At 57.5% G+C, this 25365-nt stretch carries 25 protein-coding genes and 4 pseudogenes; 22 read left to right on the plus strand and 7 right to left on the minus strand.

All coding sequences use genetic code 11. From position 1 onward, the window contains the following. Window positions 1-34: 34 nt before the first annotated feature. A complete protein-coding gene (locus tag OZ411_RS15210; RefSeq protein ID WP_282528631.1) occupies window positions 35-229 on the plus strand; it encodes a DUF3072 domain-containing protein in 195 nt (64 codons plus the stop codon). Window positions 230-372: 143 nt separating this feature from the next. Continuing rightward, window positions 373-639, plus strand: coding sequence for a hypothetical protein (locus OZ411_RS15215; protein ID WP_282528632.1), 267 nt, complete (start codon window positions 373-375; stop codon window positions 637-639). A 714-nt stretch (window positions 640-1353) separates the two neighbouring features. Here OZ411_RS15215 and OZ411_RS15220 read toward each other — a convergent pair. The 3 genes and pseudogenes from OZ411_RS15220 to OZ411_RS15230 form a co-directional block, all read right to left on the minus strand. Next, entirely contained in the window at window positions 1354-3036 is a 1683-nt protein-coding gene (locus tag OZ411_RS15220) for a hypothetical protein (protein ID WP_282528633.1), read from the minus strand. A 362-nt stretch (window positions 3037-3398) separates the two neighbouring features. Beyond that, window positions 3399-3887, minus strand: coding sequence for a hypothetical protein (locus tag OZ411_RS15225; protein ID WP_282528634.1), 489 nt, complete (start codon window positions 3885-3887; stop codon window positions 3399-3401). A gap of 17 nt (window positions 3888-3904) precedes the next feature. Next, a pseudogene (locus tag OZ411_RS15230) lies at window positions 3905-4078 on the minus strand (ribonuclease Z); the annotation flags it as partial. A 28-nt stretch (window positions 4079-4106) separates the two neighbouring features. Here OZ411_RS15230 and OZ411_RS15235 point away from each other — a divergent pair. Then, a pseudogene (locus OZ411_RS15235) lies at window positions 4107-4768 on the plus strand (SOS response-associated peptidase). A gap of 692 nt (window positions 4769-5460) precedes the next feature. Here OZ411_RS15235 and OZ411_RS15240 read toward each other — a convergent pair. After that, window positions 5461-6450 (minus strand): annotated as a pseudogene (locus OZ411_RS15240) (pyruvate carboxylase); the annotation flags it as partial. A gap of 48 nt (window positions 6451-6498) precedes the next feature. Between OZ411_RS15240 and OZ411_RS15245 the strand changes: the two are divergent. Both OZ411_RS15245 and OZ411_RS15250 read left to right on the plus strand, forming a co-directional pair. Then, a complete protein-coding gene (locus OZ411_RS15245; RefSeq protein ID WP_282528635.1) occupies window positions 6499-6990 on the plus strand; it encodes a GntR family transcriptional regulator in 492 nt (163 codons plus the stop codon). After that, a complete protein-coding gene (locus tag OZ411_RS15250; RefSeq protein WP_282528636.1) occupies window positions 6936-7214 on the plus strand; it encodes an FCD domain-containing protein in 279 nt (92 codons plus the stop codon). The genes OZ411_RS15245 and OZ411_RS15250 overlap by 55 nt, the downstream gene beginning before the upstream one ends. Before the next feature lie 33 nt (window positions 7215-7247). Here OZ411_RS15250 and OZ411_RS15255 read toward each other — a convergent pair whose 3' ends face one another. Beyond that, window positions 7248-8450 (minus strand): hypothetical protein, encoded by a 1203-nt coding sequence (locus OZ411_RS15255; RefSeq protein WP_282528637.1) that lies wholly within the window; start codon window positions 8448-8450, stop codon window positions 7248-7250. Between the two features lie 107 nt (window positions 8451-8557). After that, entirely contained in the window at window positions 8558-9205 is a 648-nt protein-coding gene (locus OZ411_RS15260) for a TetR/AcrR family transcriptional regulator (protein ID WP_282528638.1), read from the minus strand. 184 nt (window positions 9206-9389) lie between these two features. Here OZ411_RS15260 and OZ411_RS15265 point away from each other — a divergent pair, with 184 nt between their 5' ends. From OZ411_RS15265 to OZ411_RS15310, 10 genes are all read left to right on the plus strand, one after another. Continuing rightward, a complete protein-coding gene (locus OZ411_RS15265; RefSeq protein ID WP_282528639.1) occupies window positions 9390-10598 on the plus strand; it encodes an acyl-CoA dehydrogenase family protein in 1209 nt (402 codons plus the stop codon). Between the two features lie 103 nt (window positions 10599-10701). Beyond that, window positions 10702-11271 carry a flavin reductase family protein gene (locus tag OZ411_RS15270; RefSeq protein WP_282528640.1) on the plus strand — a complete coding sequence of 190 codons (570 nt, stop codon included), beginning with the start codon at window positions 10702-10704 and terminating at the stop codon, window positions 11269-11271. Window positions 11272-11415: 144 nt separating this feature from the next. Continuing rightward, on the plus strand, window positions 11416-12630 hold the full coding sequence (locus OZ411_RS15275) for an MFS transporter (protein WP_282528641.1): 1215 nt from the start codon (window positions 11416-11418) through the stop codon (window positions 12628-12630). Between the two features lie 124 nt (window positions 12631-12754). Beyond that, on the plus strand, window positions 12755-13174 hold the full coding sequence (locus OZ411_RS15280; RefSeq protein WP_282528642.1) for a heme-binding protein: 420 nt from the start codon (window positions 12755-12757) through the stop codon (window positions 13172-13174). 150 nt (window positions 13175-13324) lie between these two features. Beyond that, window positions 13325-14425, plus strand: a complete 1101-nt coding sequence (locus OZ411_RS15285) for a LysR family transcriptional regulator (protein ID WP_282528643.1) — start codon at window positions 13325-13327, stop codon at window positions 14423-14425. 72 nt (window positions 14426-14497) lie between these two features. Then, window positions 14498-15433, plus strand: a complete 936-nt coding sequence (locus OZ411_RS15290; protein WP_282528644.1) for an acetaldehyde dehydrogenase (acetylating) — start codon at window positions 14498-14500, stop codon at window positions 15431-15433. Continuing rightward, on the plus strand, window positions 15430-16452 hold the full coding sequence (gene dmpG, locus OZ411_RS15295; RefSeq protein WP_282528645.1) for a 4-hydroxy-2-oxovalerate aldolase: 1023 nt from the start codon (window positions 15430-15432) through the stop codon (window positions 16450-16452). Before OZ411_RS15290 ends, dmpG begins: the two co-directional genes overlap by 4 nt. A 104-nt stretch (window positions 16453-16556) precedes the next feature. After that, a complete protein-coding gene (locus OZ411_RS15300; RefSeq protein ID WP_282528646.1) occupies window positions 16557-16901 on the plus strand; it encodes a RidA family protein in 345 nt (114 codons plus the stop codon). Window positions 16902-17016: 115 nt separating this feature from the next. Continuing rightward, window positions 17017-17175, plus strand: coding sequence for a hypothetical protein (locus OZ411_RS15305; protein WP_282528647.1), 159 nt, complete (start codon window positions 17017-17019; stop codon window positions 17173-17175). A gap of 84 nt (window positions 17176-17259) precedes the next feature. Further along, window positions 17260-17568, plus strand: coding sequence for a hypothetical protein (locus tag OZ411_RS15310; protein ID WP_282528648.1), 309 nt, complete (start codon window positions 17260-17262; stop codon window positions 17566-17568). 68 nt (window positions 17569-17636) lie between these two features. Here OZ411_RS15310 and OZ411_RS15315 read toward each other — a convergent pair whose 3' ends face one another. Continuing rightward, window positions 17637-17849, minus strand: coding sequence for a hypothetical protein (locus tag OZ411_RS15315; RefSeq protein ID WP_282528649.1), 213 nt, complete (start codon window positions 17847-17849; stop codon window positions 17637-17639). 651 nt (window positions 17850-18500) lie between these two features. On the opposite strand from OZ411_RS15315, the gene OZ411_RS15320 reads away from it, so the two are divergent. The 7 genes and pseudogenes from OZ411_RS15320 to OZ411_RS15350 form a co-directional block, all read left to right on the plus strand. Further along, window positions 18501-19424: an SMP-30/gluconolactonase/LRE family protein gene (locus tag OZ411_RS15320; RefSeq protein WP_282528650.1), complete on the plus strand. Its 924-nt coding sequence runs from the start codon at window positions 18501-18503 to the stop codon at window positions 19422-19424. A gap of 247 nt (window positions 19425-19671) precedes the next feature. Next, a complete protein-coding gene (locus OZ411_RS15325; RefSeq protein WP_282528651.1) occupies window positions 19672-21420 on the plus strand; it encodes an IlvD/Edd family dehydratase in 1749 nt (582 codons plus the stop codon). 48 nt (window positions 21421-21468) lie between these two features. After that, complete coding sequence (locus tag OZ411_RS15330) at window positions 21469-22215, plus strand: SDR family oxidoreductase (RefSeq protein ID WP_282528652.1); 747 nt, start codon at window positions 21469-21471, stop codon at window positions 22213-22215. 294 nt (window positions 22216-22509) lie between these two features. Further along, window positions 22510-22749 carry a helix-turn-helix transcriptional regulator gene (locus tag OZ411_RS15335; protein WP_282528653.1) on the plus strand — a complete coding sequence of 80 codons (240 nt, stop codon included), beginning with the start codon at window positions 22510-22512 and terminating at the stop codon, window positions 22747-22749. Window positions 22750-23158: 409 nt separating this feature from the next. Continuing rightward, on the plus strand, window positions 23159-24262 hold the full coding sequence (locus OZ411_RS15340; RefSeq protein ID WP_282528654.1) for a hypothetical protein: 1104 nt from the start codon (window positions 23159-23161) through the stop codon (window positions 24260-24262). A gap of 224 nt (window positions 24263-24486) precedes the next feature. Further along, a complete protein-coding gene (locus tag OZ411_RS15345) occupies window positions 24487-24882 on the plus strand; it encodes a hypothetical protein (RefSeq protein WP_282528655.1) in 396 nt (131 codons plus the stop codon). 33 nt (window positions 24883-24915) lie between these two features. Continuing rightward, window positions 24916-25096 (plus strand): annotated as a pseudogene (locus tag OZ411_RS15350) (alkylhydroperoxidase); the annotation flags it as partial. Between the last annotated feature and the right edge of the window lie 269 nt (window positions 25097-25365).

The following is a 25365-nucleotide window of genomic DNA, read 5'->3' on the forward strand; positions in this document are numbered from 1 at the left end:
GTTGGGACCGGAGCCAGATTTTTGGAGGTTCATCATGGCCGACAACACGGAAAAGGACCCGAATGAGTGGGTTTCAGGACATGATCCGATGACGGGCGCCCAAGCGTCGTACCTCAAAACTCTTGCGGAGCAGGCGCACGAGCCGGACCCGACGGCGAAGGAACTCACGAAGGCAGAGGGGTCAGAGCTGATCGAGAAGCTTCGGAAGAAGGTGGGACTGGAAAACTAGTGTGCGCTGGCGGCAGCGTGCACGCTGCGCCCGTTGTGGTGGAAAAGCCCCCGCTCCCACGTTTGCGAATCCCTGCCCTGTGCTAGCCCGCCGGCACGCTAAGTGAGTTAGCGGATTCGCTTGGCGCACCAGGAGCCTTCCAAATGCTGATGACGTGGGAACGGCGCGCGACGATCCGGACGCTGCGGGGATGGGCCATCTCCGTGCTTCAGGAAGCCGGCGCCGTCCGTGAATGCGAAGAGCACGGGTGGATGCAGGAGCGCGCCGACCCGCACGCCCGCGATCGCGCCTTCGAGATCGCGCTCCGCGATCCGCCGCCTAGCGTCTCGTCGCAAGCGGCCGGCAGAGCGATTGCCGAAGTGCTGGACTCGATCGGCGACACCTGCCCGGAGTGCCCACCCGAGGGCTAGAAGTCGCGGCTTTCAGCCGACGAAGTTTCGAAGCGGACTTGAGGACCGCTGCCGAGGGCAGACCAGACTTTCCAGCAAGCGTTCCGACCGCCGTTTGTGACCTCAACAGCGACATTGGCGCATCCCGTATCGCTATTGGATGACTTTTTGGGTAGCCTCATCGTTTGGAGCCGACCAAGGATGCGAGTACACGGGTGGCTGGAAGATCAGCAGCGAAACGTATTGGTTTGGTCTTGATACTGGCAATGTGTCTGACGATCGTTTCGCCTCGTCCGACATTTGCCAAGGTTATTCATCTGTCCAAAGGACAACAAACTCTGATCGCATTTTGGAAGTGCGAAGGATGGTGGTACTGCAATCTAAAGCTTCACATTGACATCCGTAGATCGGATGGTTCGCCTGGTCGTGCCAGGCTAATTAGCACTTGGTCGCCAGGCAGAACACATGACTTGGACGTTCATGAGGGCAGCTATGACGACAGCTTGGACGCTTATTTTTTCATGGCCTACTGGTTGTATGCGATAGCTGAGAGTGACGGTGTTAGTGTAACTGTCGGAAGTAACGTGGACCCTGACGCCTCTAACTGATCCTGTTGCGCGTCGTTCCATTGGGCGCTTGTGTATGGTGAGGTCGCGCAACGCCTCCAGCGGCCTGCACGTTCCCTGCCGATGCTTCGCCGACATTCTCACGGCGGCCAGATATATAGTCCTAAAATTACTGAAGTCTTGGGTATTCGAATTTATACTTGTAGACTGTGCGATTGCCCACCCTGTCCTGCCCCATTCGTCTAAAGTTTGGAGTAATGTCACTCCCCACACCTACGTTTTCTGGTTTGCCTACCGTGGGTTCGAAACGAATATCCGACGTAGTGCCCCCCGGTTGGTCCACGATTTCAAATTCAAGAGGAAAAGACGCATATACCGAAAGAACTTGTGGGTCTCCTCGAATCAACTCCGGCTTTTGAGCCCAGGTAAGAGGCTGCCAACTAACTTGCCAACGAGCGTCCACGTAAGTTCCCGGAATATCTGCGACTGGAGTGCCGCGCACCCATACGATTACCTCCGAGCTGTTGTTTCGAAAATCGGGTTTTTCGCTCCTCATGTGGCGGCACCCGCTAACGTCCAAAGTCGCATCAACTGATCGCTTTAATAGCTCATCCTTGCTGATCCGGCAGTGTTCGCTTTCCGCGCAGGTAAGGGGAACTGTAAAGCCAAAATTCGCCATCATTTCGGCGTTCATAGCATTGTCGGAATCGTTTCTATCGCCGCCCGCAGCTCCCCGCCACCTCGCCGTCACGAAACCATTTCGGAATATTTCGTCGCTGGCTAAACGAATCTTGCCGTTAGGGAACTGCCTAGCTGGTCTGTCGTCTTTCTGACAGACCAAACTAAAACTACTCTCCTCAATCCTCATATTACCGAGTTCGGGATCGCCGCCTAATGCGGGTTTTGGGACGCTTAAAGTAACCAACGAGCTAACCAGAGTATCGCCCCTAACTGTAAAAGATTGGTGTTCTGCTGGCCGAAGTGCTTGCCACGAATAGCCTGGATAACGTGTGGTTATGGTAACCTTGCCAACGAGATCGGGCATTAGTGAGACCTTGTAATCGTACGTCGCCACCCGCTCATCCCGACCCCACCACGGAAACATACCCCAAAGTCGCTTCTGTTCTTGCCGTGCAACTCGGATGTTGAGTGGCAACACTACGATATTGTCTTTCTGGAATAGGCGTTCCATATCACTTCGTGGTATTCTAAAGATGGCGTTGATCGGGGCCTTTCGTTCTGGCGGAGCGAGCGGCTGTCCATTGAGCGTGACAGTGAAAGCTGTTTGCACACCCGCCGGATCGCTTCCGAAGTCTAGACCAACAAGGTCAAAGTAAAAGGAAGTCGGATCGTTTTGTACGAAGACGCCGCCATTCAGCCTTCGAACGCCCACCGTTCGACTCGGAAGCGCGTTCTGCAAATCCAATGAAACCAAATCGACCAATCCAACTACGGAGGATTCGAGCTCTCTTTGGCTCATTTCCCATCTTTCAAGATGAATGAGAGCGGCTTTTAGTTCCTTTGATGCAGAATTTACTTGCTTGTCCAGCTCATTTCCGAACTCAGCACGAGCCGTCCCAATCAACACCTTCATTTCATTGCTAGCTTGAATCGTCAACAAGCTACCTGCCGTGTGACCTTTATCGAGCAGACCATTTGAAAGAGCTTCGAGATCGCGCAAAAAATCCTTCACGGTCTTATTGATCATTTCGTCCAGCCGTTTGGTAGCATCCTCTATCGACTTGCCTCCTATGAGACCCAGCAAGTCAGCATGTCCGGGAGTTATTAGAGCAAAATTTAAAAGAAGAGATATGAGGACGAGGATCGACGATGTTTTCGCGAACTTGCTCAAAGGACCCTCCATTCGTCGCTAAAGTTTCGGGCCATGACCAACAATTCTAGCATCCTCAATACGGCTAGAAACCCGCAAGAGGGTAAATTTTTCAGCCGAGGCGCTAATGCGGCCATGTTGGGATAATGGTAGGTGGAGAGGCGCAATCTCCTGAACTGCCGCCGCCCCCCGGCGGTTGTTCGGGGTAGAGCGGAAATGGCGGTCCGGCCTTTGCCCACGCTCAGCTTGGCGACAGCTAACCCCGCGCCCGTCGCAACGCGGCTTCCAGCCGCGCCGACACCAATCTTTTTCACCAGGGTGCAGCGAAGCAGAGCGAGGATCGCGACGTTATCGCAGCGACGATGGCGGCGCCGGGTGTTGTTTTAAAGCGTCCCGTCGGCTCCCGCGGAGCGTTCAAGAAGCACGCGGAGCTGCCGATCGATCTTGCCGGCGACGGCAGATCGAAAAGGGCTGGCCGCAAATCGGCAAGTCGAAAGCCGCAGAAACATCCGAAGCGAACCGAAGACGAGGCAGCCGACCGGAAGGCCGCACTCGCTTTCGAGAGAGAGCAGAAGCGCCGCGAGCGCGAACGCGCAAAGGAAGAGGCTGCCCAGCGGAAGGAGCGTGAGCGACGGCAACAGGCCGTCGACAACGCGCAAAACGCCTTGGATGCTGCACGCCGGAAGCAGAAGAGAACGCTGCCGACCTTCAGGCTGAGCTCGAGCTTGTCGAGGAAAAAGCGCAGGCCGAAGCAACGCATTGGGAAAAGGAGACACCCCCCAGGCCTCCAGAGCCGCCTTCATCGACGGCGCCGCTACGGCCAGATCGAAGAAGCCGAGCGAAGTCTGGTACGTCTTCAGCTTCCTCGCCATTCGAGTGCGCTAGCCGATCAGACCACGATGTGGTCGAAATCTGTCGCAACCCGGCTGTTCCGGAACGTCTTTGTCGCCTCAGCCAGTATTTCCTCGTCGTGGTAGCGGCCGGAAATGTGGGTCAAGATGAGCAACCTGACGTCGCTGTTGGCCGCGAGGGCAGCCGCTTCCGCCGCGGTGATGTGTCCGTATCGACATGACCGCCTGAGCAAGCTCGTAATGTGCAACCTCTATTCGATCACCACCAATCAGGAAGCGATCCGCGCGTTGTTTCGCGTCGTCAACCGGTATGTTGGCAACCTGCGACCGATGCCGGGCGTCTTCCCCGACTACCCGGCGCCTGTGGTGCGTGACGGCGGCAATGGCCGCGAGCTGGTTTTGATGCGTTGGGGCATGCCCCACCACCGCGCACTGGCGGCCCGCCGGTGACGAACATCCGCAACACCAGCTCGCCGCACTGGCGCGGCTGGCTGAAGCCGGAGAACCGCTGCCTCGTCCCGTTCAACAGCTTTGCCGAGTACGCGCCGGGGCCGAACCCGGCGACGAAGAAAAAGGACGTCGTCTGGTTCGCTATCAACGAGGACCGTCCTCTCACAGCCTTCGCGGGGATCTGGACCGAGTTCCGGGGCGACCGCGGCACTAAATCAAAACCGATCCCCGGCCCCCACCTCGTCTATGGCTTCCTCACCACGGCGCCGAACGCGATTGTGGCACCGATCCATGAGAAGGCGATGCCGGTCATCCTGACGACAGATGAGGAGCGCGATGTCTGGCTGCGCGCGCCCTGGGAGGAAGCCAAGGCGCTGCAGCGGCCGTTGCCGGATAATGCGCTCAAGATTGTAATGCGCGGGGCGGATAAGGAAGATCGCGCGGCGGCATGAAATTCGTCAATGAACGAAAAGTGCCGGAACTGGGCGCGACTGGCCTAAATCAATTAGCATGTTGTCTGCACCATTCCGCCGACTTGCCTTGACTGGCATGTGATCGGCGGTGGCGGGGGGACATACTGCTGCCCCCTAAAAGCAAATGTTGGCATTTTCCCATCGGACGGACCGCATTGGTAGGTCATTGCATACCAAGTGACTGGTCCGGGCAATACGTCTGCCACGAGACCGCCCGAATGGCTGTCGCTATCGAGAACCAAATAGGGACCGCCACATGTCTGCGAAGCTTGTTGTAAGCAGCCGGCCGACGAGTAGCTGCATTTTGCGGTGTTGACCGGCTTCCCCGACGGGCCGTTAAATGAAGGACCAGCAGTCTGCATGCATCCTGATAAACCCACGGTCACAACAGCCAGCAAAAAATAGCGCAACATGTAGAAGCCCCCTCAAAGCCAGGCCGTGCCTTGCCCAACCGCCCGGCGGATGTTTCAAGCAACCCGAGCGCGATATCAAGCGAAATCTCCTCCTGCCAGCGACCACTATCGGTGCTTCGCTGGGGATGTCGGCACCCGATGCAAGAGGCAATGCCGCCTGGCGAGCCCATTCCGCTGGGGCGGCGTTGTGCGTTTCGGGACACATTCCCAAAAATGAGGATGAAACCGCAGAGTTAGATGAGCCCCCTAGGGAGGTCAACCGACACCGTTGGCTCCGCGCAGCAGCATCTGCAGAAGGATGTTCGGCGCAGCTTCTCTGACCAGGGCTAGGCGCTCCCAGGGGTCGTCCTTCAGGAATCGCATGGCAACGTCGAAGGTTGCGCCTCCCCAACATTCCAACGAAAACAGATCCGGAAGCCCGTTGCCGTAGGCCGGAGCGATGCGCGCAATGTCATAGGTTCGCATGCGAGTTGCCAGCAAGGATTGGTGCGCGTCACGCATCGTCGTATCGGTAATCAGGACGGAACTTTGCGCGCGCACCCAACTCGCGAAGCGAAGAGGACCAAGTTCTTCGAGTCTCTGCCGCGTACCGGGCTTCAATGGTGCTTCAGAGAATGGAACCATCGGTGGGGCAAGGCTCGCATTGGGGCGGGCGCGTTTCCGCGTCTCTGGATGTCCGTTGACCGTAACGTCAGCAAGATAGTGGAGAAGTTTCGTTGCGCGGTCTCTTCGTTTCACCTGAGTCAGAAGCTCTGGGGTATCGTCGATGAAGCGCGTCGTGTAGGTCAGATCCGCAAACTTGGGGTGACGAACGATTGCTTCCAGGAAGGTCAAGTTTGTCGCTACCCCACGAACGCGGAATTCGCGCAGCGCACGATCCATCCGCGCGATGACCTCTTTCGGCGAAGGAGCCCAGGCGGTGACTTTCTCGAGCAGGGGATCGTAATAGCGAGTGATAACTGCCCCGGGATATGCTGTGCCCCCGTCCAGTCGGATGCCGAAGCCGGCCGCCGTTCGGTAACCCGTGATCCGGCCATAGTCCGGGATGAAATTCAGCTCGGGATCTTCGGTGGTAATCCTACATTGCAGTGCGTGACCGTTTAGGCGGATCACGCTCTGAGGCGGCACGCCAGATGCTTCACTGCCGATCGGGTGCCCTTCCAGAATTCGGATCTGCGCCTTGACGATATCAATGCCGGTAACAAGCTCGGTAACTGTATGTTCAACCTGGATGCGCGGATTGGCCTCGTGAGACCGTAGCGCCTTCCAAAGCAATTGCGGTTCCTTGGCGGTACAATGAGCGTTGGTGAGCGGCGGCTGTCGAAGAATGCTACGGAACTGTCTCGGTCCGCTGGAAAGACGCTGGCCGACTGGATCGCCAGCTCGCGGTATCCGATCCACAGTCGACTTCCACCGGAACGCGAACTTGCATCGATGCTCGGCTTGTCGCGCGGCAAGCTGCGCGAGGCTCTGCGACAGCTGGAGAGCGAAGGTGTTATCTGGCGGCACGTTGGCATCGGAACCTATGTTGGCAGTCGGCCGGCGTCGATCCATTCGAGCCAGGAGGCGCTAAGCACGTCCACGACGTTGGCTGAAATTCTAGAGGCGCGCCTGTCGGTTGAGCCCATCGTGGCGCGCTTCGCAGCTGTGCGGGCTCAACCGGGAGAAGTCGTCATGATTGGGCGGTATTTCGCTTCGGGAGCGGCATCGGACAGTTGGGCCGATTGGGAGAATTGGGCGAGCTCTTCCATCGCGCTGTTGCCGAGGCCTCGGGAAACGGAATCTTGATCAACGCGATAGATCAGATCATTGGGATCAAGACCCATCCCCGCTGGTCGGTGAAGACATCGGTTGGGTTCGCTCCCAGCCTCGTGCAGCAGTACTCGCAGCAACACGAGGAGTTGCTTATCGCGATTAAAGCAGGTGACGCTGATGCTGCCGAAGCCGCGATGCGCCGGCATATCATGGCATTAGCCCTGACAATCGGCCCTGTCATTGCCAAGCGGCATTGATGAAGGGCCCAGCTAGACATCTCAGACGGCGTGCTACAAGTTTTTCGCTGTCAAAGGCAGCCTCAGCCGCGCACGGCCATGCTCAATGGTGTTGACCTGCAAATTCATAACTACGTGACGACTACCGACCAGCATGTCTTGATATATCCGAGCAATCGGATTGGTTTCGTATGCGCCCCGCGCACCCACAAGGTCCCAGATTGTGTGCGCGGCGCGACGTGCCAACTCACCTGCGTAGGCTGCATTGCACCGATAATTCGATCTCTCGAGCGTGCTCGGTACTTGTTTAAAATCGGCGAAGTGCATCATTTCTTCAGCATCTGCTCGCAGAAGAGCCTGAGCAGCCTGGAGTGACGCGGATATTTCTCCGACCGCCATCTGATGAGTTCCATAGCTCGACGTATCTTCGCCCGTCACCATTGAGCGCCGCTCGCGGCTTTGCGACAAGAACAACTCGTACATACTTTCTGCGATCCCGACGAGGCATGCGGCATGAGGCAGCCCGAATATCATGTGAACGGGCATCTTGAAGATTGGCGCCGCGCTAACCTCGCTTCCCGGGTTCGGTCCGCCCTTGAACACACTTAGAGGAACGCTCATCGCCTCTGACACAAAGAAGCTCTCCAATTCCACATCCTGGCTTCCCGAGCCCTTAAGGCCAACTGAGAACCAGGTGTCGACGATTTTGACATCGGCAGTGCGTACGAGAAAGTAGCGCTCTTCATCGGGAGAATTCTCGCTGCTGAACATTGCGGCGATGAGGCACCAGTCCGATCCCTGGACGCCGCTGACGAAGGGCCATCTTCCTGATAAAAGATAGCCGCCGTTTGCCGCAACGGCCCGACCAAGCATCGGAATGATTGTGCCGCTGACTAGCGCGTCGGGCGTGCGCCAGACCTCAGCCTGTGCCTCCAGTGGCCAGCGCGCGACCATGAAGTTGTGAAGAATGTATTGTGTCAGGCACCACGCGGTCGAAGGGCATCCGCTTGCTGTTGGAATCAGCACGTCTATCAAGGCGCTGATCCTGGCCTCAGCTCCTCCGAAACGTGCGGGTTGAAGTAGCCGTGGCAATCCGGAGGAGCGCAGCTCCGACTGTACTTCTTCCGTGAGGCCGCGCGCAGCGTTGACCTCATCAACACGCGCTCGAAACGCTGGAATCATATCTTGAGCGCGCCGGATGAGTTGCTCGGCGTTGAAAGGCTGTCCGTTGCTTCCCCAAGGATATATGACCGGCATGACTACACCGTCCGATTACTAAACCACAGGAATTGTGTCCGAGCACCCATTCTCGGGAGTTTGATGGTTGGAAGCATTTCCTGCGCCATGCCCAAACACACGACTGTTTAGGCTATGTGTAGTGTATCGCGCACGGAGGCGTCTGCGCCCCAGTTGAGCTGCGTCCCGAGCATTGTTCCCAACATGTCCAACAGCAACTTTCGGCGGCGCTCGGTAGGTAGGTCGGTCGGTGCGGCGGCGGCAGTAACGATCTGACCGAAGGCCGAGACGACAAAGTTTGCGGCAATATCCTCAGGCAGGTGATCGGTCTTAAAGTCACCTTGGTGGATCCCCTGCTTCACGATCTTGGCCACGCACTCTTGAAGCCAGCGCTGCAGACGCTGCAATTCGGCTTGGATCACCTGGTCGAACGGCAAGCGGCCATATAGGGCAATCCAGAAGTTGTGGTTAGGCAAATCATACGCCTCCGGCCTCGTCATGAGATCGACGACAGCGGCGAGCCGGAGCTTTACGTTGGAGTTTTTACGCTCCATCTGGCCGATCGTTCTGGAAAACCTCTGATTGGTATCGCTGATCGCATCGACGATGATTGCGCGCTTGCTTGAAAAGTAGTGCGTCACCACGCCGACCGAAACGTTTGCGACCTCACTTACCTCACGAATGGTCAGATCTCGCCAGCCCTGGTTAGACAGTATCGACACGGCTGCATCGATGACCTGCCTGCGGCGGACAACCTCCATTCCCAACTTCGGCATTTTGCTTCTCCACCAGCGCGGGAAAGCGCTGCGCTCTCAAATCCTACCGTAAATGGCCTTAAAGCAGAACCGCCGTTCCGGTCAATCCGCCGGAACCGGTCTTTTTTACAGAATACGCGTTCTAAATAACTTGCTTTTTCCAAAACACGCGTTCTATAACCGGGCAAAGAGGAGGAAACGAGCGATGAACGTGGCAGTCACAAGTCCCCAAAGCGCTGTGAGCGGTGCCGAATTGGTGGCGAAAGCGCGCGAACTTGTTCCATTCCTGCGCAAAAGCGCAGATGAGACGAACGCTATCCGGCGCCCGACGGAGGAAGTCAGACTTCGGCTAAAAGCCGCCGGCCTATCGCGCCTCTGGCAGCCTAAACGATACGGCGGAGCGGAAGCCCGCATGAGGGACGGTGTCGATCTCCTTTGCGAGGTGGGCCGAGGATGCGGGTCGACTGCCTGGATCGTCGTTCAAAACGTCCTGCACAACCTGATGCTCGCCAACTGGTCAGAGAAAGCGCAGGATATCATTTGGGGCGAAACGCCTGACGCTCTTGTTAGCGGCATCCTCATTCCGGGCATCGGCAAGGCCACGAAGGTCGAGGGCGGCTACAAGCTCTCTGGTCGTTGGCCGTTCGTCAGCGGTGTCGAGATTGCCGAATGGGTGATTTTCACCGGCGACTACAAGAAGGAAAACGGCGAAGAGGAAGAACTCCATTTCGTTGTGCCGAAGCGCCAGGTCACCGTTCATGATACTTGGTACACGATCGGACTACGCGGCTCGTCAAGCCACGATGTTTCTATCTCCGACCTGTTCGTCCCCGAATACATGTCGGTCTCGATGGATGATCTCAAGGGCGAAGGACGGAGCCCCGGATCGAAGATAAACACCGGCGCACAATACAGGATCCCTCCGTACTCGATTTTCGGCTGTTACATCGGAAGCGCCGCGCTTGGGATCGCCGAAGCGGCTGTCGAATACTACGTGGCGAACGCGCGCAAGCGAGCAGCCACCGTGTCCGGGGCCGGCATTTCGAGCTACACGACACAACAAGTCAAAGTCGCGGAAGCGCAGTCTGCGGTCATCGCTGCCCGTCAGATCATGTACTCGGTCGTCGATGAGGCCGAGAGCCTCGCCAATCGCGTCGTGAAAACGACGGTGGAGGACAGGACGCGCTTCCGCGCGCTGGCTACCTATGCTGGCAAGCTTTCGTCGTCCGCGGTCAACCTCGTGCTGGAAGCGGGTGGTGGCGGCGTGATCTATGACCGAAATCCGATCGCGCGATGCGTGTCGGACACCGCGGTAGCCAATCGGCACATCACTCAAAACTGGGATGTCAACGCCTCGACTTACGGGCGCGTCCTTTTGGGACTTCCGTCTGAGAATCCGATGCTCGACGACTGACGAGGGCTATCGATATGTGGGCCGCAAACGAGGAGCGGTCAGTATTGGGTAGTGCGAGGCCTTAGCTAAATAGCTCGCAGTCGAACCAAAAGGGAGATCTAACATGCATGCCACCGTTCGAGCTCCAGCAGCTTTAGGCCTGCCGGCGCGTGAGGAAACGAAGGTAGTCTCAAGGGATGCCTTCTTGTCGGCGATGCGCAGAGCCGCGTCGCCGGTGTCGGTTATCACGACCAATCTCGGTGGCAAGCGAATGGCTTTGACCGTCAGTTCGTTCTTGTCCGTGTCTGCTGACCCTCCGCTGATATCCGTGTGCGTCAATCGATCCAGCAAGATGTGCGAAGCGATGGTCAAGAGCGGCTCCTTTGGAGTGCATGTCCTCTCCGATGATCAGGCGCACGTCGCCGATATGTTCGCCGGTCGCCCTCGATCCGGCGAAGCTTATGACTTCTCCTGTGTTGATTGGGTCCATCAAGGGGAAGCTCGCGAGCCGCTAATGGCTGGCGTCGCGATCGCCGCCGAATGCTCGGTCGTTTCGGTGACCGAGGCCGGCTCTCATAATCTCTTTATCAGCGAAGTTAGAAACCTAATAACAAACGAAAAACGTCCGCTTCTCTATTGGAATCGGCTGTACGGCTTTCCGGCCCACGCAGCGGATGTTCGCCACGAAAACTAAATACGGTGCCGCGCACTGATCGATGGGCGACCCACAGCCCGAAGCATCGAGCGGCATCTCCAAGTCATTTCGGAGTCAAGACTCCGGGATAGCCAAGTCCGGGATGATAACTAGCAACCGACTGACAACTAGGAGAAGGGATAGATGAAAAATCGCTGGCTGGCTCTGGTGTTCATATTCGTCGTGTTTCTGCAATTTCCGTTAAACTGGTTCGCGGTCGTTCCTGCCTTTGGTGGGATCGTCGGCGAAATGAAGATTACATTTGCCGAGGTCGGGGTAATCGTCGGCATGTTCATCGCCGGTTATGGCTTGGCGCATGTGCCCGGGGGCTGGCTCGCCGAAAAATACGGCATGCGGACCGCGATGATTGTCGGTGTTCTCGTCGAGACAGCCGGCGCTGCTTTGACGGCTTGGGCTCCCAATTATGAAATTCTTCTGGCCGCCCGCTTCCTCTGCGGCGTGGGTGGCTCGATCTTCGCTGGTACATCGTTCGGTCTGACGGCGGCATGGTTTCGCGGCAAGGAACTTGCTCTTGCGAACGGAATTCTTCAGGGAGGCGCGTTCACGATCGGTGCGGCAATCGGCCTGTTTGGCTTGGCCCCGGTGGTTGCGGCAGTCGGGTGGCGCAATGGAGTCATGATCGGCGCCGGCGTCGGATTGCTCACACTTGTGTTAGTCATCGCCTTCTTCACAGCGCCGCAGAGCGAAAGCGGCGACGTTCTTGAAGGCAATCACCTCAGCAAAGAATCGCTCCGTCGAGTGTTTGGCAACCCTGTTCTATGGATCATGGGAGCTGCGATCCTGGGCGCATACGGAAGCTATTTCAGCGCGGCACAGTTGCTACCATCGTACGCTGAGAAGAGCCTTCACGTCGACAGTTCCGCATCTGGCACCATTGGCCTCGTTCTGTTGCTGGCAGGCATTCCCGGTGGAATCATCGGTGGCTGGTTGACGGATCGCGTGCTTGGAGTTCTCGGCACGTTCCTGGCCGCGTGCATCGTCGAGGCGATCGCATTCTTGTTGATCCCGCATCTAGGATTGTTCGGGCTCGAAGTGGCCGCTGCGGCCATCGGCATCACCCTTATCGCGGCGTTCGTCCCGTGGGTGTCGATTCCTGGAGAGCCTGACAGCGGTTTCCACATCTCCGACGTGCCGACGGCTGTCGGACTCATGCTCTCCATCGCCGCGATCGGTGGGGCAGCCATTCCGCCACTGTTTAGCAAGATCGCCGGTGTCTGGGATTTCGATACAGCTTGGCGATTCCAAGGAGCGCTCACTCTAGGCTTTGCGCTGCTCGCGCTCCTGGCCAACCATCGGCGAACGGTGAACGTCACCGAAGCTCTTGTGGCTCGCAGCTGATCTGCGACGACGATCTTCGACCGAGGCTCGCAATCACGAACCGCCATCTGCGCCGGCTGCTTCGCGCTCAAGACCCGCGAAGCAGCCGGAGTAGACAAACTATCCGCAACGATAGGGACTTTCAATGTCTGAAAGCAGCTTCACTTACCGCTCGATCACTCGAGCGACCGCCTCTAAACTAATAGCTGAGACGATTGCAGCCTCGGAGCGTATTGGGTTCGAAGCCGTTGTCGCCGTGGTCGATGCTGCAGGAAATCTGAAAGCCCTTGAGCGCAGTGATCGAAGCTCGTATTTCGCGGTAAGTGCCGCGACCGACAAGGCCTACACCGCAGCCGCCTTCGGCTCACCGACTGACAAATGGGTCGATATCATCGAAGACCGCGATTCTTCGAACGTGTGCGTTCGTCCGCGCTTTGTAGCCGCAGCCGGCGGATTCTCCATTACGGAAGACGGGCAGATTATCGGCGGTCTCGGCGTTTCAGGAGGTACTTGGTCTCAAGACCAACAGGCCGCGGAGGGAACCCTTCGCACCATCGCCGAGTAAGCGCGCGACCACCTACGCAATGCGAGAAGTTCGTGCCGACCGGATTAGCGAGTCGCGTCCCGAAGTCGGCCTGTCGAAGCAAACGCCGGAAGGGCTTTGCCGTTCTAGATTGGTCGGCGGGCGGACCAGCCAATCTCGAGAGGATTATGCATGCTCAACGATCCAAAATGGGCGGCACAAAGTACGCTAAAAATTGACGGAGCGAAGCGTTCGTTTGGTGTCGGCCAGTTGGTCGGCAGAGGAGCGCCGGTGAGCCGCATGAGTCTCGATTTGCTGATGCATTTCGAAGTCCTCATGCGTGAGCGCCACGTCACACGGGCCGCCGTCGCCATCGGTATCGGGCAATCGGCGATGAGTTCGGCGCTGGGCAAACTACGTGACGCGTTCAAAGACCCGCTCCTCGTCAGAACCAATCGCGGTCTGGTGCCGACGGCAAGGGCGCTCGAACTCGAGCAATTGGTTCGGGAGATGCTGCGGATAGCAAATGAACTTCATTCGTCTCAGGTAAACAGTGTCGAGCCCAGGGACATGGAGGCCACGCTCAACTTAGCTGCCTTTGATGGCGCCATCCATGCCTTCTTGCCTCCGCTCATGGCGCATTTGCGGGCTGCGGCACCAAAGCTTCAGATACGTGTCGAGCAGGTGGACAATCGCCGCGTTGGCGAGATGCTCGAGAGCGGGGATTGCGACATATCGCTCGATATTATCTCTTCGCCTCCGCAGCAGTTGCGCTGCGTAAATCTTCTTCCTCAGCGCATCATGTGCATCGCCAGTCAAGGCCATCCAGAGATTAAGGGCGGTCTTACACTCGAGCAGTTCGTGAAATATCCGCATGTCCTGTGGGGTAGCCCGTCGGTGCCATTCCCAGTGATCGAATCTTATGTCGAGAGCGCCCTGCGTCGGGAAGGACTCGGACGCTCTCCTGGGGTTCGCGTGCCATCGGCAACAATGGCGGCATCGATCGTGGCCGAGACAGATATGATCGCGTGCATCTGCGATCATCTAGCGGACGAGGGAATGGAAATCCTGCCAATCCAGGTGCTTGCACCGCCGATACGATTGAACGAGGTCGACATCCGGATGTACTGGCATGAACGCACGCATCACGATCCGGTACGGAGTTATGTACGAAAATCACTTCAGTCGATCGCAAAGGGACTGCGGACCGAATTCGAAAAGCGCAGGATTGGAGCTGCCGGTATTCGCGGTCATCAATACTCGGAATTTCGGTCGCCGGTTAGTGCGATCTGACGCTATATGCGAACAATAAGCCTCAATGAGGGGCACGCATCCGCGGTTTTGTAAAAATGAGGCAAGTTGGCGATGAGCAAGGCGAAAGTAGCAATCATCGGCTCCGGCAATATCGGAACTGATCTGATGATAAAAGTAATGCGGTCGAGAGGACTCTTGGAGATGGGTGCACTCGTCGGCGTTGATCCGTCCTCCGATGGTCTCGCCCGAGCTAAGAGGCTAGACGTGCCAACGACGGCTGAGGGCCTGGAAGGCCTCCGTCGGATGCCCGACTACGCTGATATCCGTATTGTATTCGACGCGACCTCGGCGAGCGCGCACAAAATGCATGCGCCGATCCTCGAGGCCGATGGCAAGCTTGCCATCGATCTGACACCTGCTGCCGTCGGTCCGTTCGTCGTGCCGCCCGTCAATTTGGACCAGCATATTTCTCGACGGAATATGAATATGGTGACCTGCGGGGGCCAAGCTACGGTTCCTATCGTCGCGGCTCTGAGCCGCGTCGCGACAGTCCATTACGGTGAGATTGTGGCCTCAATCGCGTCGCGATCGGCGGGGCCTGGCACGCGAGCGAATATCGACGAGTTCACCGAAACGACGTCTCATGCGATCGAGGTCGTTGGTGGGGCGAAGCGCGGCAAGGCCATCATCATCCTCAATCCAGCGGAGCCCCCATTGATGATGCGAGACACGGTGTTCGTGCTCACGGAAGCTGGCCACGAAGAGGCAATGCGCCATTCAGTGCGTCGAATGGTCGATGAAGTAGGCACGTATGTGCCTGGATACAGGCTCAAGCAGGAGGTCCAATTCGATCTGGTTGCGGAGCAGGTCCTTTCACAGATGGGCGTCAAGGCCGCGGTGCCAATGTGCAAAGTCAGTGTTTTCCTCGAGGTCGAAGGAGCAGCCCACTATCTGCCGGCTTACTCAGGCAATCTGGACATCATGACTGCCGCGGCTTTGAGGACGGGCGAGCGGTTCGTTGAGATGCAAGAGGTGCGCGCATCATGACTAAGAAGCTGTATGTTCAGGACGTCACACTTCGCGACGGGATGCACGCAGTGCTCCATCAGTACGAGCTCAATTCGGTACGAGCCATTGCGAAAGCCTTGGATGACGCGGGTGTCGACGCAATCGAGATATCGCACGGCGACGGATTGGCCGGATCAAGCTTCTGCTATGGATTCGGACGTCACGCCGATGAGGACTGGGTATCCGAAGTGGCTTCGGTCATTGCGAAGGCTCGCTTGACGACGTTGCTCATTCCCGGCATTGGCACGATCCATGATCTCAAGCGAGCGCAAGCATGCGGAATTAAGTCGGTCCGCATTGCGACCATGTGTACGGAAGCCGATGTGTCGGCGCAACACATCGAGGTGGCGCGAGGCCTCGGTCTAGACGTAGCCGGTTTTCTCATGATGGCGCATATGGCAGATACCGACACGCTCGCCGCGCAAGCGAAGCTGATGGAAAACTATGGAGCGCATTGCGTCTATGTGACCGACTCAGCTGGCGTACTGACTATGGATAGCACGCGAGAGCGTGTGAGAGCTCTGCGCGAGGCGCTGAGGCCCGAGACCGAGGTTGGAATACACACTCATCACAATCTATCCCTGGGCGTTGCAAATGCGGTCGTCGCCGTCGAGGAAGGGGCTCATCGGGTCGACGCATCGCTCGCGGGCATGGGCGCAGGCGCGGGAAATGCTCCGCTGGAAGTCTTCGTCGCCGTCGCGACGCGGCTCGGCTTGGACCACAATTGCGATCTGTACAAGCTCATGGATGCGGCCGACGATCTCGTGCGGCCCCTGCAAGATCGACCGGTTCGGATTGATCGTGAGACGCTCGCGCTTGGATTCGCGGGGGTTTATTCGTCGTTTTTGCGGCATGCCGAAAGGGCCTCAGAAACCTATGGCGTGGATTCTCGCACGATCCTACTCGAGCTTGGGAAGCGCAAAATGGTCGGCGGCCAGGAAGACATGATTGTCGACGTCGCCCTAGATATTGCAACAAAACGTACCGCCGTAGAATAGCTACAGGTCGATCCGCGCCGACGCAAATTCGATGAAACGGGTTGCGGGGTCTCCATCATCGGTCCCCGATTCCGAGTCGTATCCAATCGCTAAAGGAAAGCTCCATGAATATCCGTCGCATCGAAGCAGGTCCTCGCCTAAGCCAGGCCGTGATCCATGACGGCAAGGTCTATCTCGCCGGTCAGGTGGGGGCGCCTGGCCAGAGCGTCGCCGAGCAGACCAAGGCGGTTCTGGCTTCAATCGATCGCTTGCTGAACGAAGCGGGCACGGACAAGTCGAAATTGCTCCAAGCAATCATTTGGCTTGCGGACATCGAGGATTTTTCTGAAATGAATGCCGTTTGGGACGAGTGGGTAGACGCGAAGAGCCCGCCTGCACGCGCCACTGGCGGCGCCACGCTCTCCTCGCCGGCATACAAGGTCGAAATCATAGTCACCGCAGCGGTGTAGCACCTGCCCAGCGCGGACCCACGATCGGACCAGAGGCTTCGCATGACAGCCTCGATCGTGCCTCGTTTCGGGCTTGGCGTGAAAGCGGTCGTAGAGCACGTTCGGAGAGGCAGTCGTGGATCAAGACGCAATCTACTATGCTGCTAGGCTATTGGTCGAAGCCGGGTCGAAGCAGCGCAGGCTTGATCGTCTGTCGATTGATTCAGCATCCGCTTCACAGTTCGACGCGATCGCCATCCAGAATGAGATCGTCGGCTCACCGGTGATCGGCTGACGGGGTCGAAGGTCACGTAATCCGCGGATTACGGATTATTTCATGCCATGCTCTTGGAATCCCGAGCGTTCCAGTGGCGCCGCCGTGTCAGCCGCGGATATGAACCGGCTGGGAATTGAAGCGGAAGTCGCGTTTCGGTTTGAACACAAGGTCATACCGCGAGAACGGCCCTACAATGAGTACGAAATCGAGGCGGCAATTACCGCGCTACCGGCCATAGAGACGCTTGATACGCGGCAGGTGGACTTCGAGGCAGTTCCTGTGCTCGACAAGGCGACGGACTTCCTGTCGAACGGCAGCTTCGTGGCCGGAACTCAAATTCGGGAATGGCGGGCGCTGGATCCAGAGGACATAAGGATTCGCGTAGCTGTTAAACGGGAGGGAGATGTTTAGGAAGCGTGTGGCCATCAACCGGCTCGGCGTTGAGACCTGCGGTCGAACTTGCAAACGAACTCCGAAAGTCAATTGGCATATCCGCTGGTTCGATTGTCACAACCCGAAGCTACACTGGAACGCTTTGGATTGACGGTCCAGCTTCGGTCGAGGTCGAACTCGATAAGCTGGGCGGAGTCGAATGCCTCTTTGAGCGATGAGGGGCAAGGTCGAGCCGCATGGAAAAAGCGGCTCGTGAAAACAGCGTCTAGCAAGGCGGCGATCACCGGAATGTCGGCCATGTCGGCGACGTCCGCGGTTAGTAAGTCGGGAGTGAGGTGAATGCCCCACACTTCGCATAAGGGAGGTCAATCGCGTCGGTTCTGACACCATAGGGTGAGACGATCTCGAGATTTGGGAGCGCACCCACGACGTCGGCAGTTACACCGACATCGCCTCGCATGGCGAGAGCGGGGACGCCCGGGGCGTGCGCGGCCAGAAACGAACCAAGATCTGCTGCCTCGTAGAGCTTGTACAGGTGGTAGTCTGCCTCGAGATGCGCCATCTCCTCGCTCGTGTACGGGCTCATGACGGGGAGCCTGTGCTTTGTCACGCCATGCGGCCTCGTGGTTCGGATGAAAGGCCAGCTGCTTTGCGCCGCCTAAATCAATGCACAATGAGTGAGAACTCATGTCAATCGCCCTGCCTCGATCGGGGGTATTGGCGTGCGTCAATATCGGCCGCTTCCTGCCTGAGACAATGCTTTCGCGACTGTCGGCAAGGCGATGGACTGACGGCGTTTTTTCATCTCGGCGCCGACAGCGGTTCTGTGGGAGCAACCGAAAAAGAAACATCCAAAAAGAGAAAGCCGAAGAAACACAATCTAAGATTGGTTTTGTGAACCAGGCGCGTGGCGGTAGTCGTCTGGACTGAGGCTACTAGGAGGATGATTGATGTCGAGCGAGATCGAAGGTGGGACTTATGTCGTGTTGGACCCGCGTTTCAAGACCTGTATATCGGACGAGCGGGTCGAGCGTCTGTGGACAGGGACCAACTTTAGCGAAGGCCCGGCGTGGTTTCCGGCGGGGCGCTATCTGGTTTGGTCCGACGTATTGCGCGGCAACAAGATGATGCGGTGGGACGAGACCGATGGGTCCGTTTCCGTCTTTCGCGAGCCCTCGAACTTCTCGAATGGAAACACAGTCGACTTGCAAGGGCGGCTGGTCACTTGCGAGCACTTGAGCCGAAGCGTGACTCGCACCGAGCACGACGGCAAGATCACGACGATCGCTTCCCATTTTCAAGGGAAGCGGTTCAACTCTCCCAACGATGTTGTCGTAAAATCGGACGGCTCGATCTGGTTCTCAGACCCTACTTACGGAATCGATTCCGACAACGAAGGTGCCAAAGCGTCGCCGGAGATCGACGGTTGTCACGTCTACCGTGTCGATCCAGGGACCGGCGTCGTCAAGCAGATGACTGTCGACATGGTCAGACCCAACGGATTGGCGTTTTCTCCCGACGAAAGTATCCTTTATATCGCGGATACGGGCGTGACGCATGTAAAGAACGGTCCGCAGCACATCCGCCGCTTCAGAGTCGGCGCAGAGGGAGCTTTGTCGGGTGGCGAAGTCTTCGCAGTCAGCAGCAACGGACTTTTTGACGGATTCCGAGTAGATGCTCAAGGCCGCATTTGGACGAGTGCAGGCGATGGTATTCACTGCATCGAGCCGGACGGCACGCTCATCGGCAAGATTCTCATTCCGGAGCCGGTGGGAAATCTCACCTTTGGCGGCCCGAAGCGAAACCGCCTGCTGATCTGCGCCACGACGTCGCTCTACGGAGTTCACGTTAACGCCACGGGCGCATCGCGTTAAGGCGGGTTTAGACGAGCGAGCCGCAAGGGCGGCTCGTTCCGTCGGCGCTCGTCAATATCGAGATCACGAAGTCGGCATCGGCGCATTCATGCCGCGTCTCTAATTCCACGAGAGCTTGAGCAGACCGCGCAAGATCAGTCTATCCACCCACAACCGAGGGGGCGTTGCAGACTAAACGTGCACCATCGATGGCGCAGGCTCTGAACGATCAAGCCCTAATGAACAGAAATTGGGAACTCGTCGGACGATGAAAGACAAAGCATCCAACATGCCGCCGCACGGTCAGCGACCCTTAAGGTCAGTGGCCTGGTTCGGCTCTGCGGACCGGAACGGCTTCATGCACCGTTCTTGGATGAAGAATCAGGGTACGCCTCAGCGCATGTTTGATGGCCGACCGGTCATCGGCATTTGCAATACGTGGTCTGAGTTGACTCCCTGCAATGCGCACTTTCGTCAAATTGCTGAAGCGGTAAAAAGGGGTGTCCTGGAGGCGGGAGGCTTTCCTGTCGAATTTCCTGTTATGTCACTCGGTGAGACGTTGTTGCGTCCAACCGCAATGCTTTTCCGCAATCTCGTCAGCATGGACGTGGAAGAGTCGATCCGAGCTAACCCGATCGACGGCGTGGTCCTTCTGTGTGGCTGTGACAAGACGACTCCCGCCCTTGTCATGGGAGCCGCCAGCTGCGACCTGCCAACGATCGTGGTCTCGGGGGGGGCCATGCTCAACGGGAAATTCCGCGGGCACGACATCGGCTCAGGTACGAATCTGTTTTCGATGAGCGAGGACGTGCGTGCCGGACGCCTAACGTCCAACGACCTCGTGGAGGCCGAGGCGTGTATGTCGCGCTCTTCGGGACACTGTATGACCATGGGCACCGCCTCTACGATGGCGAGCGTCGTCGAGGCGCTTGGCCTCAGTCTGCCACAGAATGCCGCAATCCCGGCGGTCGATAGTCGCCGCTACGAGTTGGCCCAGAATTCTGGCCGCCAAGTCGTCGAGTTGGTTCATAAGAACGTACGCATCTCCGATATCGTAGACCGTCGTTCGTTCCAAAACGCCGTTAAAGTCATCGCCGCCGTCGGCGGCTCTACGAACGCAGTCATTCATTTGCTCGCCATCGCGGGCCGAATGGAGATACCTCTGTCGCTCGAAGACTTCGACGCATGGGGCAAGAACGTGCCGCTGCTTGTCGACCTCATGCCGTCCGGTCGTTTTTTGATGGAAGACTTCTACTATGCCGGGGGACTGCCCGCGGTCATCCGCGAACTGGGCGAGATGCTTGAACTCACAGCAAAAACGGTGAACGGCAAGACGATTGGCGAAAATACTACGGATGCTCGTTGCTGGAATCGAGATGTCATCCGGACGCTCGAAGACCCTGTCCAAAAATCGGCGGGTATCGCAGTCCTAAAAGGCAACCTTGCCACCAACGGAGCAATCATCAAACCATCGGCCGCAGCGCAGCGCCTGCTGAGGCATCGAGGTCGCGCGGTCGTATTCGAGAGCCTTGAGGATATGCGCGCCAGAATCGATGATCCATCTCTCGAAGTAGATGCCGATTCCGTGCTTATCATGCGCAACGTGGGCTTGAAAGGGTTCCCAGGTATGCCGGAAGTTGGAAATATGCCGTTGCCGCGGAAGCTTCTGGAGAAGGGTGTTCGCGACATGGTAAGGATCTCCGATGCTCGGATGAGCGGTACGGCCTATGGCACGGTCATCCTCCACGTTTCTCCAGAGGCTGCGATCGGCGGTCCGCTGGCGCTCGTGCAAAACGGAGACATTGTGGAAATCGATGTAGAAGCAAGGCGCATTCATCTTGCTGTGAGTGACGGCGTGTTGGCGCAGCGTCGGGCCGCTCTAGCTGTTCCAGAGATCGCTCGATCGGGCGGCTATCAGCAGCTTTTCGTCGACTCGGTATTGCAGCCTGAGAAGGGCGCCGATTTCGACTTCCTTGTCGGTCGTAGAGGCGCGGGAGTATCGCAGAACGCTCATTAGCCGGTCCACGGCCACGTTGGGGGTTCTCGCATCTCAGGAGAAGTAAGCATGGGAAAAGTCGCCATCGTAACCGGAGCCGGCTCGGGCATCGGCCGCCTCGTGGCGCTAGGCCTTATCAGGCATGATTACGACGTCGTGTTGGCCGGTCGGGCCGGCGATCGCCTGATGCACACCTGTCTGGAGGGAGCGCGGTCCGAACATACGCTCGTTGTACCCACAGACGTTACCGATCCTCTGGCCGTGAGGCATCTTTTCGAGACGGTCGAGACCCATTTCAATCGGGTGGATCTGCTTTTTAACAATGCAGGAGCGTTTTCCGGAGGTAGTCCCGTGGACGAGGTATCTCCCGAGGATTGGCGCAAGATCATCGATGTGAATCTGAATGGTGCATTCTATTGCGCCCAAGCGGCATTCAAGGCGATGAAAAAGCAGCGTCCCTCCGGCGGTCGCATCATCAACAACGGCTCAATCTCCGCCCAAGTCCCCAGGCCGAATGCAGTTGCCTACAACACTTCGAAACATGCGATCACCGGTCTAACCAAGACAATTGCCCTGGAGGGACGCCCGTTCGGAATCGCTTGCGGACAAATCGATATCGGCAACGCGGCGACGTCAATGACGGCGAGCATGGCAACGGGCATGTTGCAGGCGGATGGCACTATGCGCCCGGAGCCGACGATGGACGCTGCGAATGTTGTCGAGGCCATCCTGTTCATGGCCGGACTCCCATTGGACGCAAACGTACCCTTCTTGACAGTTGCGGCTACGAAGATGCCATTCATCGGTCGTGGCTAGTTGCAGCTTGCGTTCGGCCCGTTTGGAATTCGGATGAGAGTGAGCTGTGCCGAGGGTAAGTCTCTTTACGGAGTGGGGTCGACGAGAATGAGCGACAGATTCATTCTCAAGGAGGGCACCGGTTGTCGCGTATGGTGTTCCTCTGAATATGCGCAATGGACGGCCTCTAGCCAACTTGCGCGTGCAACCGTCCGACCCGACGACTGAAACCAACTCTCGGCGGTAAGAGGACGCTGCCGCCGATGATATCCTGTTGCTTCTTTCTGCGTGATGGAAAACTAGGATTAGCGGTAGATGCTCGTTATCACACGTCAAATAAAAGCGGCTAGATCCCTTATAGGTTGGGAGCAGTACGATCTCGCGTTCAGATCAGGTGTGGCAATTTCGACGATCCGACGACTTGAGAATCTCGAAGGACTGATAGCGGCCAACGTAACGACAGTAGAGAAAATCAGGCGTGCATTCGAATGCGCGGGCGTAGAATTCGAAGGCGAACCGACACCCGGCGTCCGCCTGAAGGCTCGCTCGACGTAAGCGCTTTTTAGTCAACAGTACTGACAACGTTCGTTTACTCTCGACCCAAGTTAGTGTTGGCCTCGCTGTAACCTGCGCCGACGATCAATATCTTGGCTCAATAAGAGTTGCTTCGAATGGCCGCCGGCAAGAGTCGGTGATCAAGTGATCTGGCAGCAGCCTTATGGCGATCACTCCGGCTGAATTTACAGAGGCACGGCCTCGCTCTACCACGGCTCCACGCATTTACGGATAACGCGCGCGTCGCAAATTGGTTACTGCGATCAGGATTTTGTATCTGAGATACAAGAAATTGCGTTTCTGTATCGACCAAACAACAGATTGATTTTATTGGATAAATCCGATTTCAGGCAGTTGCTATCCGCTGCACCCCCTTTCAAAAAAGAGCGCGTAAAAAAGGGGAGCCAACATGCGGAATTTCAAACAAGCCATCGTCACCTTAGCGACGCTGTCGTTGTCAACATCGATTTCGAGCCTTGCTCATGCTGCCGACGCGGCTTTGCCGGCGAAAGCAAAACTGATCGCCGAAGTGCCGTTCTTCTCAGTTATCGATGATCGGCTGACCTACTCGTGGATGCCGAAAGGAACCGATCCCGGTGCGTTTACGGTCCGTCCCGACGGCTCCATCAATGGCAAGACCGCCATGAGCGTGTACTCCTTCACACATTTTGACGTGTGGGCTTACGGTACGAACTTCTTCCTCGCGTCGCTCTACAAATCGGACCACAACGATCCCGCGGGTCCCTGCGTAGCACCCGGGCTCACCGTAACGGGCGGTGCCGGAGGTTGTGCGGGGGCGACGGACATGTTTGCCATGATCCGTAGCACCTTCGGTTTCAACGAGATCTTCGATACCAAGGCTTTCACCTACGGTCCTCTGCGCAACGTTTCGTTAGAGGTAGGAGTCGAAGCCGAGTCCGAAAATACCTTTCTGGCACCAAATCATCGAGCCGTCGTCGCTGGTTTGCAGTTCGCCTTCGATCTTCCATACAGAGGATACTTCAATTTCGCGCCGCTGGTCCGAAAGGAATGGCATCATAACGCATTCATCCAGTGCGGCTTTGTGACCTTCAACGCCGGCGTGGATTGCACGCCCGATGGCAATAGGGACTTTAGTCCGCAGTGGGCGATAGAGACGAACTGGTACATGGATCTCGGCTTTTTGCCCGAGAACATGCAATATTTCTCGATTAGTGGGCGCGCGGCCTTGTATGGCCCGAAGGGTAATCAAAACGCGCCGCTCACCGGGACTGGCGTTGGCCGCTTCAGCACGGAAACGAAGACTGAATTCAACAGCGAACCCATTCGACTGACATTTGACGCCAGCAAAGCCGTTGCAGGTCCGAAGTATTCGCATTTCGTCGACGTATGGGTTGCCTATCGCTATTGGCAAAACAAACTGGGGCTCGATCACAATGCGTCCCCTGGCGTCTGCACTGTCGCGGCTACCGGGCAGAGCACGAACTCATGTACCGAGTCGACCGTTTATACTGGTATCACGATGAAGTTCTAAGGCCCTGTAGCTTGTATCTTTCTTGCGCATTCGCCTTGTCCTGGGCCGGCCAACCGTAGGACTTCCGTGCAAAACGCTCCGGCTCTTCAAATCGGATTGCTTCGACTGCTCGTGATCCGACTGTGGGATAGACCTTTGAAGAATCGGAGCGACGCGGCCTCCTGTTTTGATCGGAGCCTCGAAAAACTGGAGTTGGACGCTACCGCAACAATCCGCTGCGCGGGATGGTCGGCATCCGCTCCGGCGCGACGCGCCTCGATCGGCTCTATGGTTTCCTGACCGACAACAGCAAGGCGGGCGGCGTCCGCAAGGTTTGGCGGGAGCACCTCGGGATCGGCGAGGCCGAACTACGGCTGCTGGCGCGCACGCCCGCCTTCGGCGAGGCGACCGATACGTTCGACGGGCTTCGCGATCAGCTCGACCTGCTCTTGCCTACGTCGGCCTGTGCCACATTCCGGCCAATCGGAGCGCGTTTCCCTGCGACGACGTCGTCTTCCAATGGATGGCGCAGGGGAGACTCGAGTTCGATCGAGCGGGTTTCCGCGCGGCCTGCGCGCGGGAAGATCTGCTCGGACCGGCCCAGGGCGGCTCGGAGGACAGCGAGCATCCCACATGCTTGATGGCTTGGACGAGCGCAAGACAGTCGCGGGACGCTGGGCTTCGCTATTCGGGTCCCGACCGAGGCTCAAAGGGTGTCCGAGAGCGACTTCGCTGCGCCAAGATCGCACGGTTTTGCCGAGGAGGACATCCGGTGACATCGCTGCGATCTTGGCCTTCTTCGGCCGGTCGAACCGGCTTGCCAACGTGACAAGCATGCGTCCGAACGCCGAGTTCTGCTTAATATTACCGCGGTTCCGCGCACCGGCACTCGGTCAGGGCAGCGCTCATAGCGGCCAATCCGAAGACGGTGGCGGCAACCGCCAGCTTTCGGCCGTAGCTCAATTGGTGGGTTTTGGCCCAGAAAGCTCGAAAATGCCTTATTGTTCAATGGGGATTGACTGACACTCTCTCCGCCATTTGCACGATTTTGTACGCCAGGCTACGATCTTCTACGATCCTAAACAGCGCGGTTGAGCGGCTATCAGGCCGTGATCTCTTGGGTC

This window comes from Bradyrhizobium sp. Arg237L (assembly GCF_029990105.1).
Taxonomy (GTDB): domain Bacteria; phylum Pseudomonadota; class Alphaproteobacteria; order Rhizobiales; family Xanthobacteraceae; genus Bradyrhizobium.

Bases quoted from the DNA above. Each gene is read 5' to 3' on its own strand.
- OZ411_RS15210 (WP_282528631.1), top strand. From the start codon at position 35: ATGGCCGACAACACGGAAAAGGACCCGAATGAGTGGGTTTCAGGACAT.
- OZ411_RS15215 (WP_282528632.1), top strand. From the start codon at position 373: ATGCTGATGACGTGGGAACGGCGCGCGACGATCCGGACGCTGCGGGGA.
- OZ411_RS15225 (WP_282528634.1), bottom strand. From the start codon at position 3,887: ATGGCGAGGAAGCTGAAGACGTACCAGACTTCGCTCGGCTTCTTCGAT.
- OZ411_RS15245 (WP_282528635.1), top strand. From the start codon at position 6,499: ATGAGCGTTGGTGAGCGGCGGCTGTCGAAGAATGCTACGGAACTGTCT.
- OZ411_RS15255 (WP_282528637.1), bottom strand. From the start codon at position 8,450: ATGCCGGTCATATATCCTTGGGGAAGCAACGGACAGCCTTTCAACGCC.
- OZ411_RS15260 (WP_282528638.1), bottom strand. From the start codon at position 9,205: ATGCCGAAGTTGGGAATGGAGGTTGTCCGCCGCAGGCAGGTCATCGAT.
- OZ411_RS15265 (WP_282528639.1), top strand. From the start codon at position 9,390: ATGAACGTGGCAGTCACAAGTCCCCAAAGCGCTGTGAGCGGTGCCGAA.
- OZ411_RS15270 (WP_282528640.1), top strand. From the start codon at position 10,702: ATGCATGCCACCGTTCGAGCTCCAGCAGCTTTAGGCCTGCCGGCGCGT.
- OZ411_RS15275 (WP_282528641.1), top strand. From the start codon at position 11,416: ATGAAAAATCGCTGGCTGGCTCTGGTGTTCATATTCGTCGTGTTTCTG.
- OZ411_RS15280 (WP_282528642.1), top strand. From the start codon at position 12,755: ATGTCTGAAAGCAGCTTCACTTACCGCTCGATCACTCGAGCGACCGCC.
- OZ411_RS15285 (WP_282528643.1), top strand. From the start codon at position 13,325: ATGCTCAACGATCCAAAATGGGCGGCACAAAGTACGCTAAAAATTGAC.
- OZ411_RS15290 (WP_282528644.1), top strand. From the start codon at position 14,498: ATGAGCAAGGCGAAAGTAGCAATCATCGGCTCCGGCAATATCGGAACT.
- dmpG (WP_282528645.1), top strand. From the start codon at position 15,430: ATGACTAAGAAGCTGTATGTTCAGGACGTCACACTTCGCGACGGGATG.
- OZ411_RS15300 (WP_282528646.1), top strand. From the start codon at position 16,557: ATGAATATCCGTCGCATCGAAGCAGGTCCTCGCCTAAGCCAGGCCGTG.
- OZ411_RS15315 (WP_282528649.1), bottom strand. From the start codon at position 17,849: ATGGCCGACATTCCGGTGATCGCCGCCTTGCTAGACGCTGTTTTCACG.
- OZ411_RS15320 (WP_282528650.1), top strand. From the start codon at position 18,501: ATGTCGAGCGAGATCGAAGGTGGGACTTATGTCGTGTTGGACCCGCGT.
- OZ411_RS15325 (WP_282528651.1), top strand. From the start codon at position 19,672: ATGAAAGACAAAGCATCCAACATGCCGCCGCACGGTCAGCGACCCTTA.
- OZ411_RS15330 (WP_282528652.1), top strand. From the start codon at position 21,469: ATGGGAAAAGTCGCCATCGTAACCGGAGCCGGCTCGGGCATCGGCCGC.
- OZ411_RS15335 (WP_282528653.1), top strand. From the start codon at position 22,510: ATGCTCGTTATCACACGTCAAATAAAAGCGGCTAGATCCCTTATAGGT.
- OZ411_RS15340 (WP_282528654.1), top strand. From the start codon at position 23,159: ATGCGGAATTTCAAACAAGCCATCGTCACCTTAGCGACGCTGTCGTTG.
- OZ411_RS15345 (WP_282528655.1), top strand. From the start codon at position 24,487: ATGGTCGGCATCCGCTCCGGCGCGACGCGCCTCGATCGGCTCTATGGT.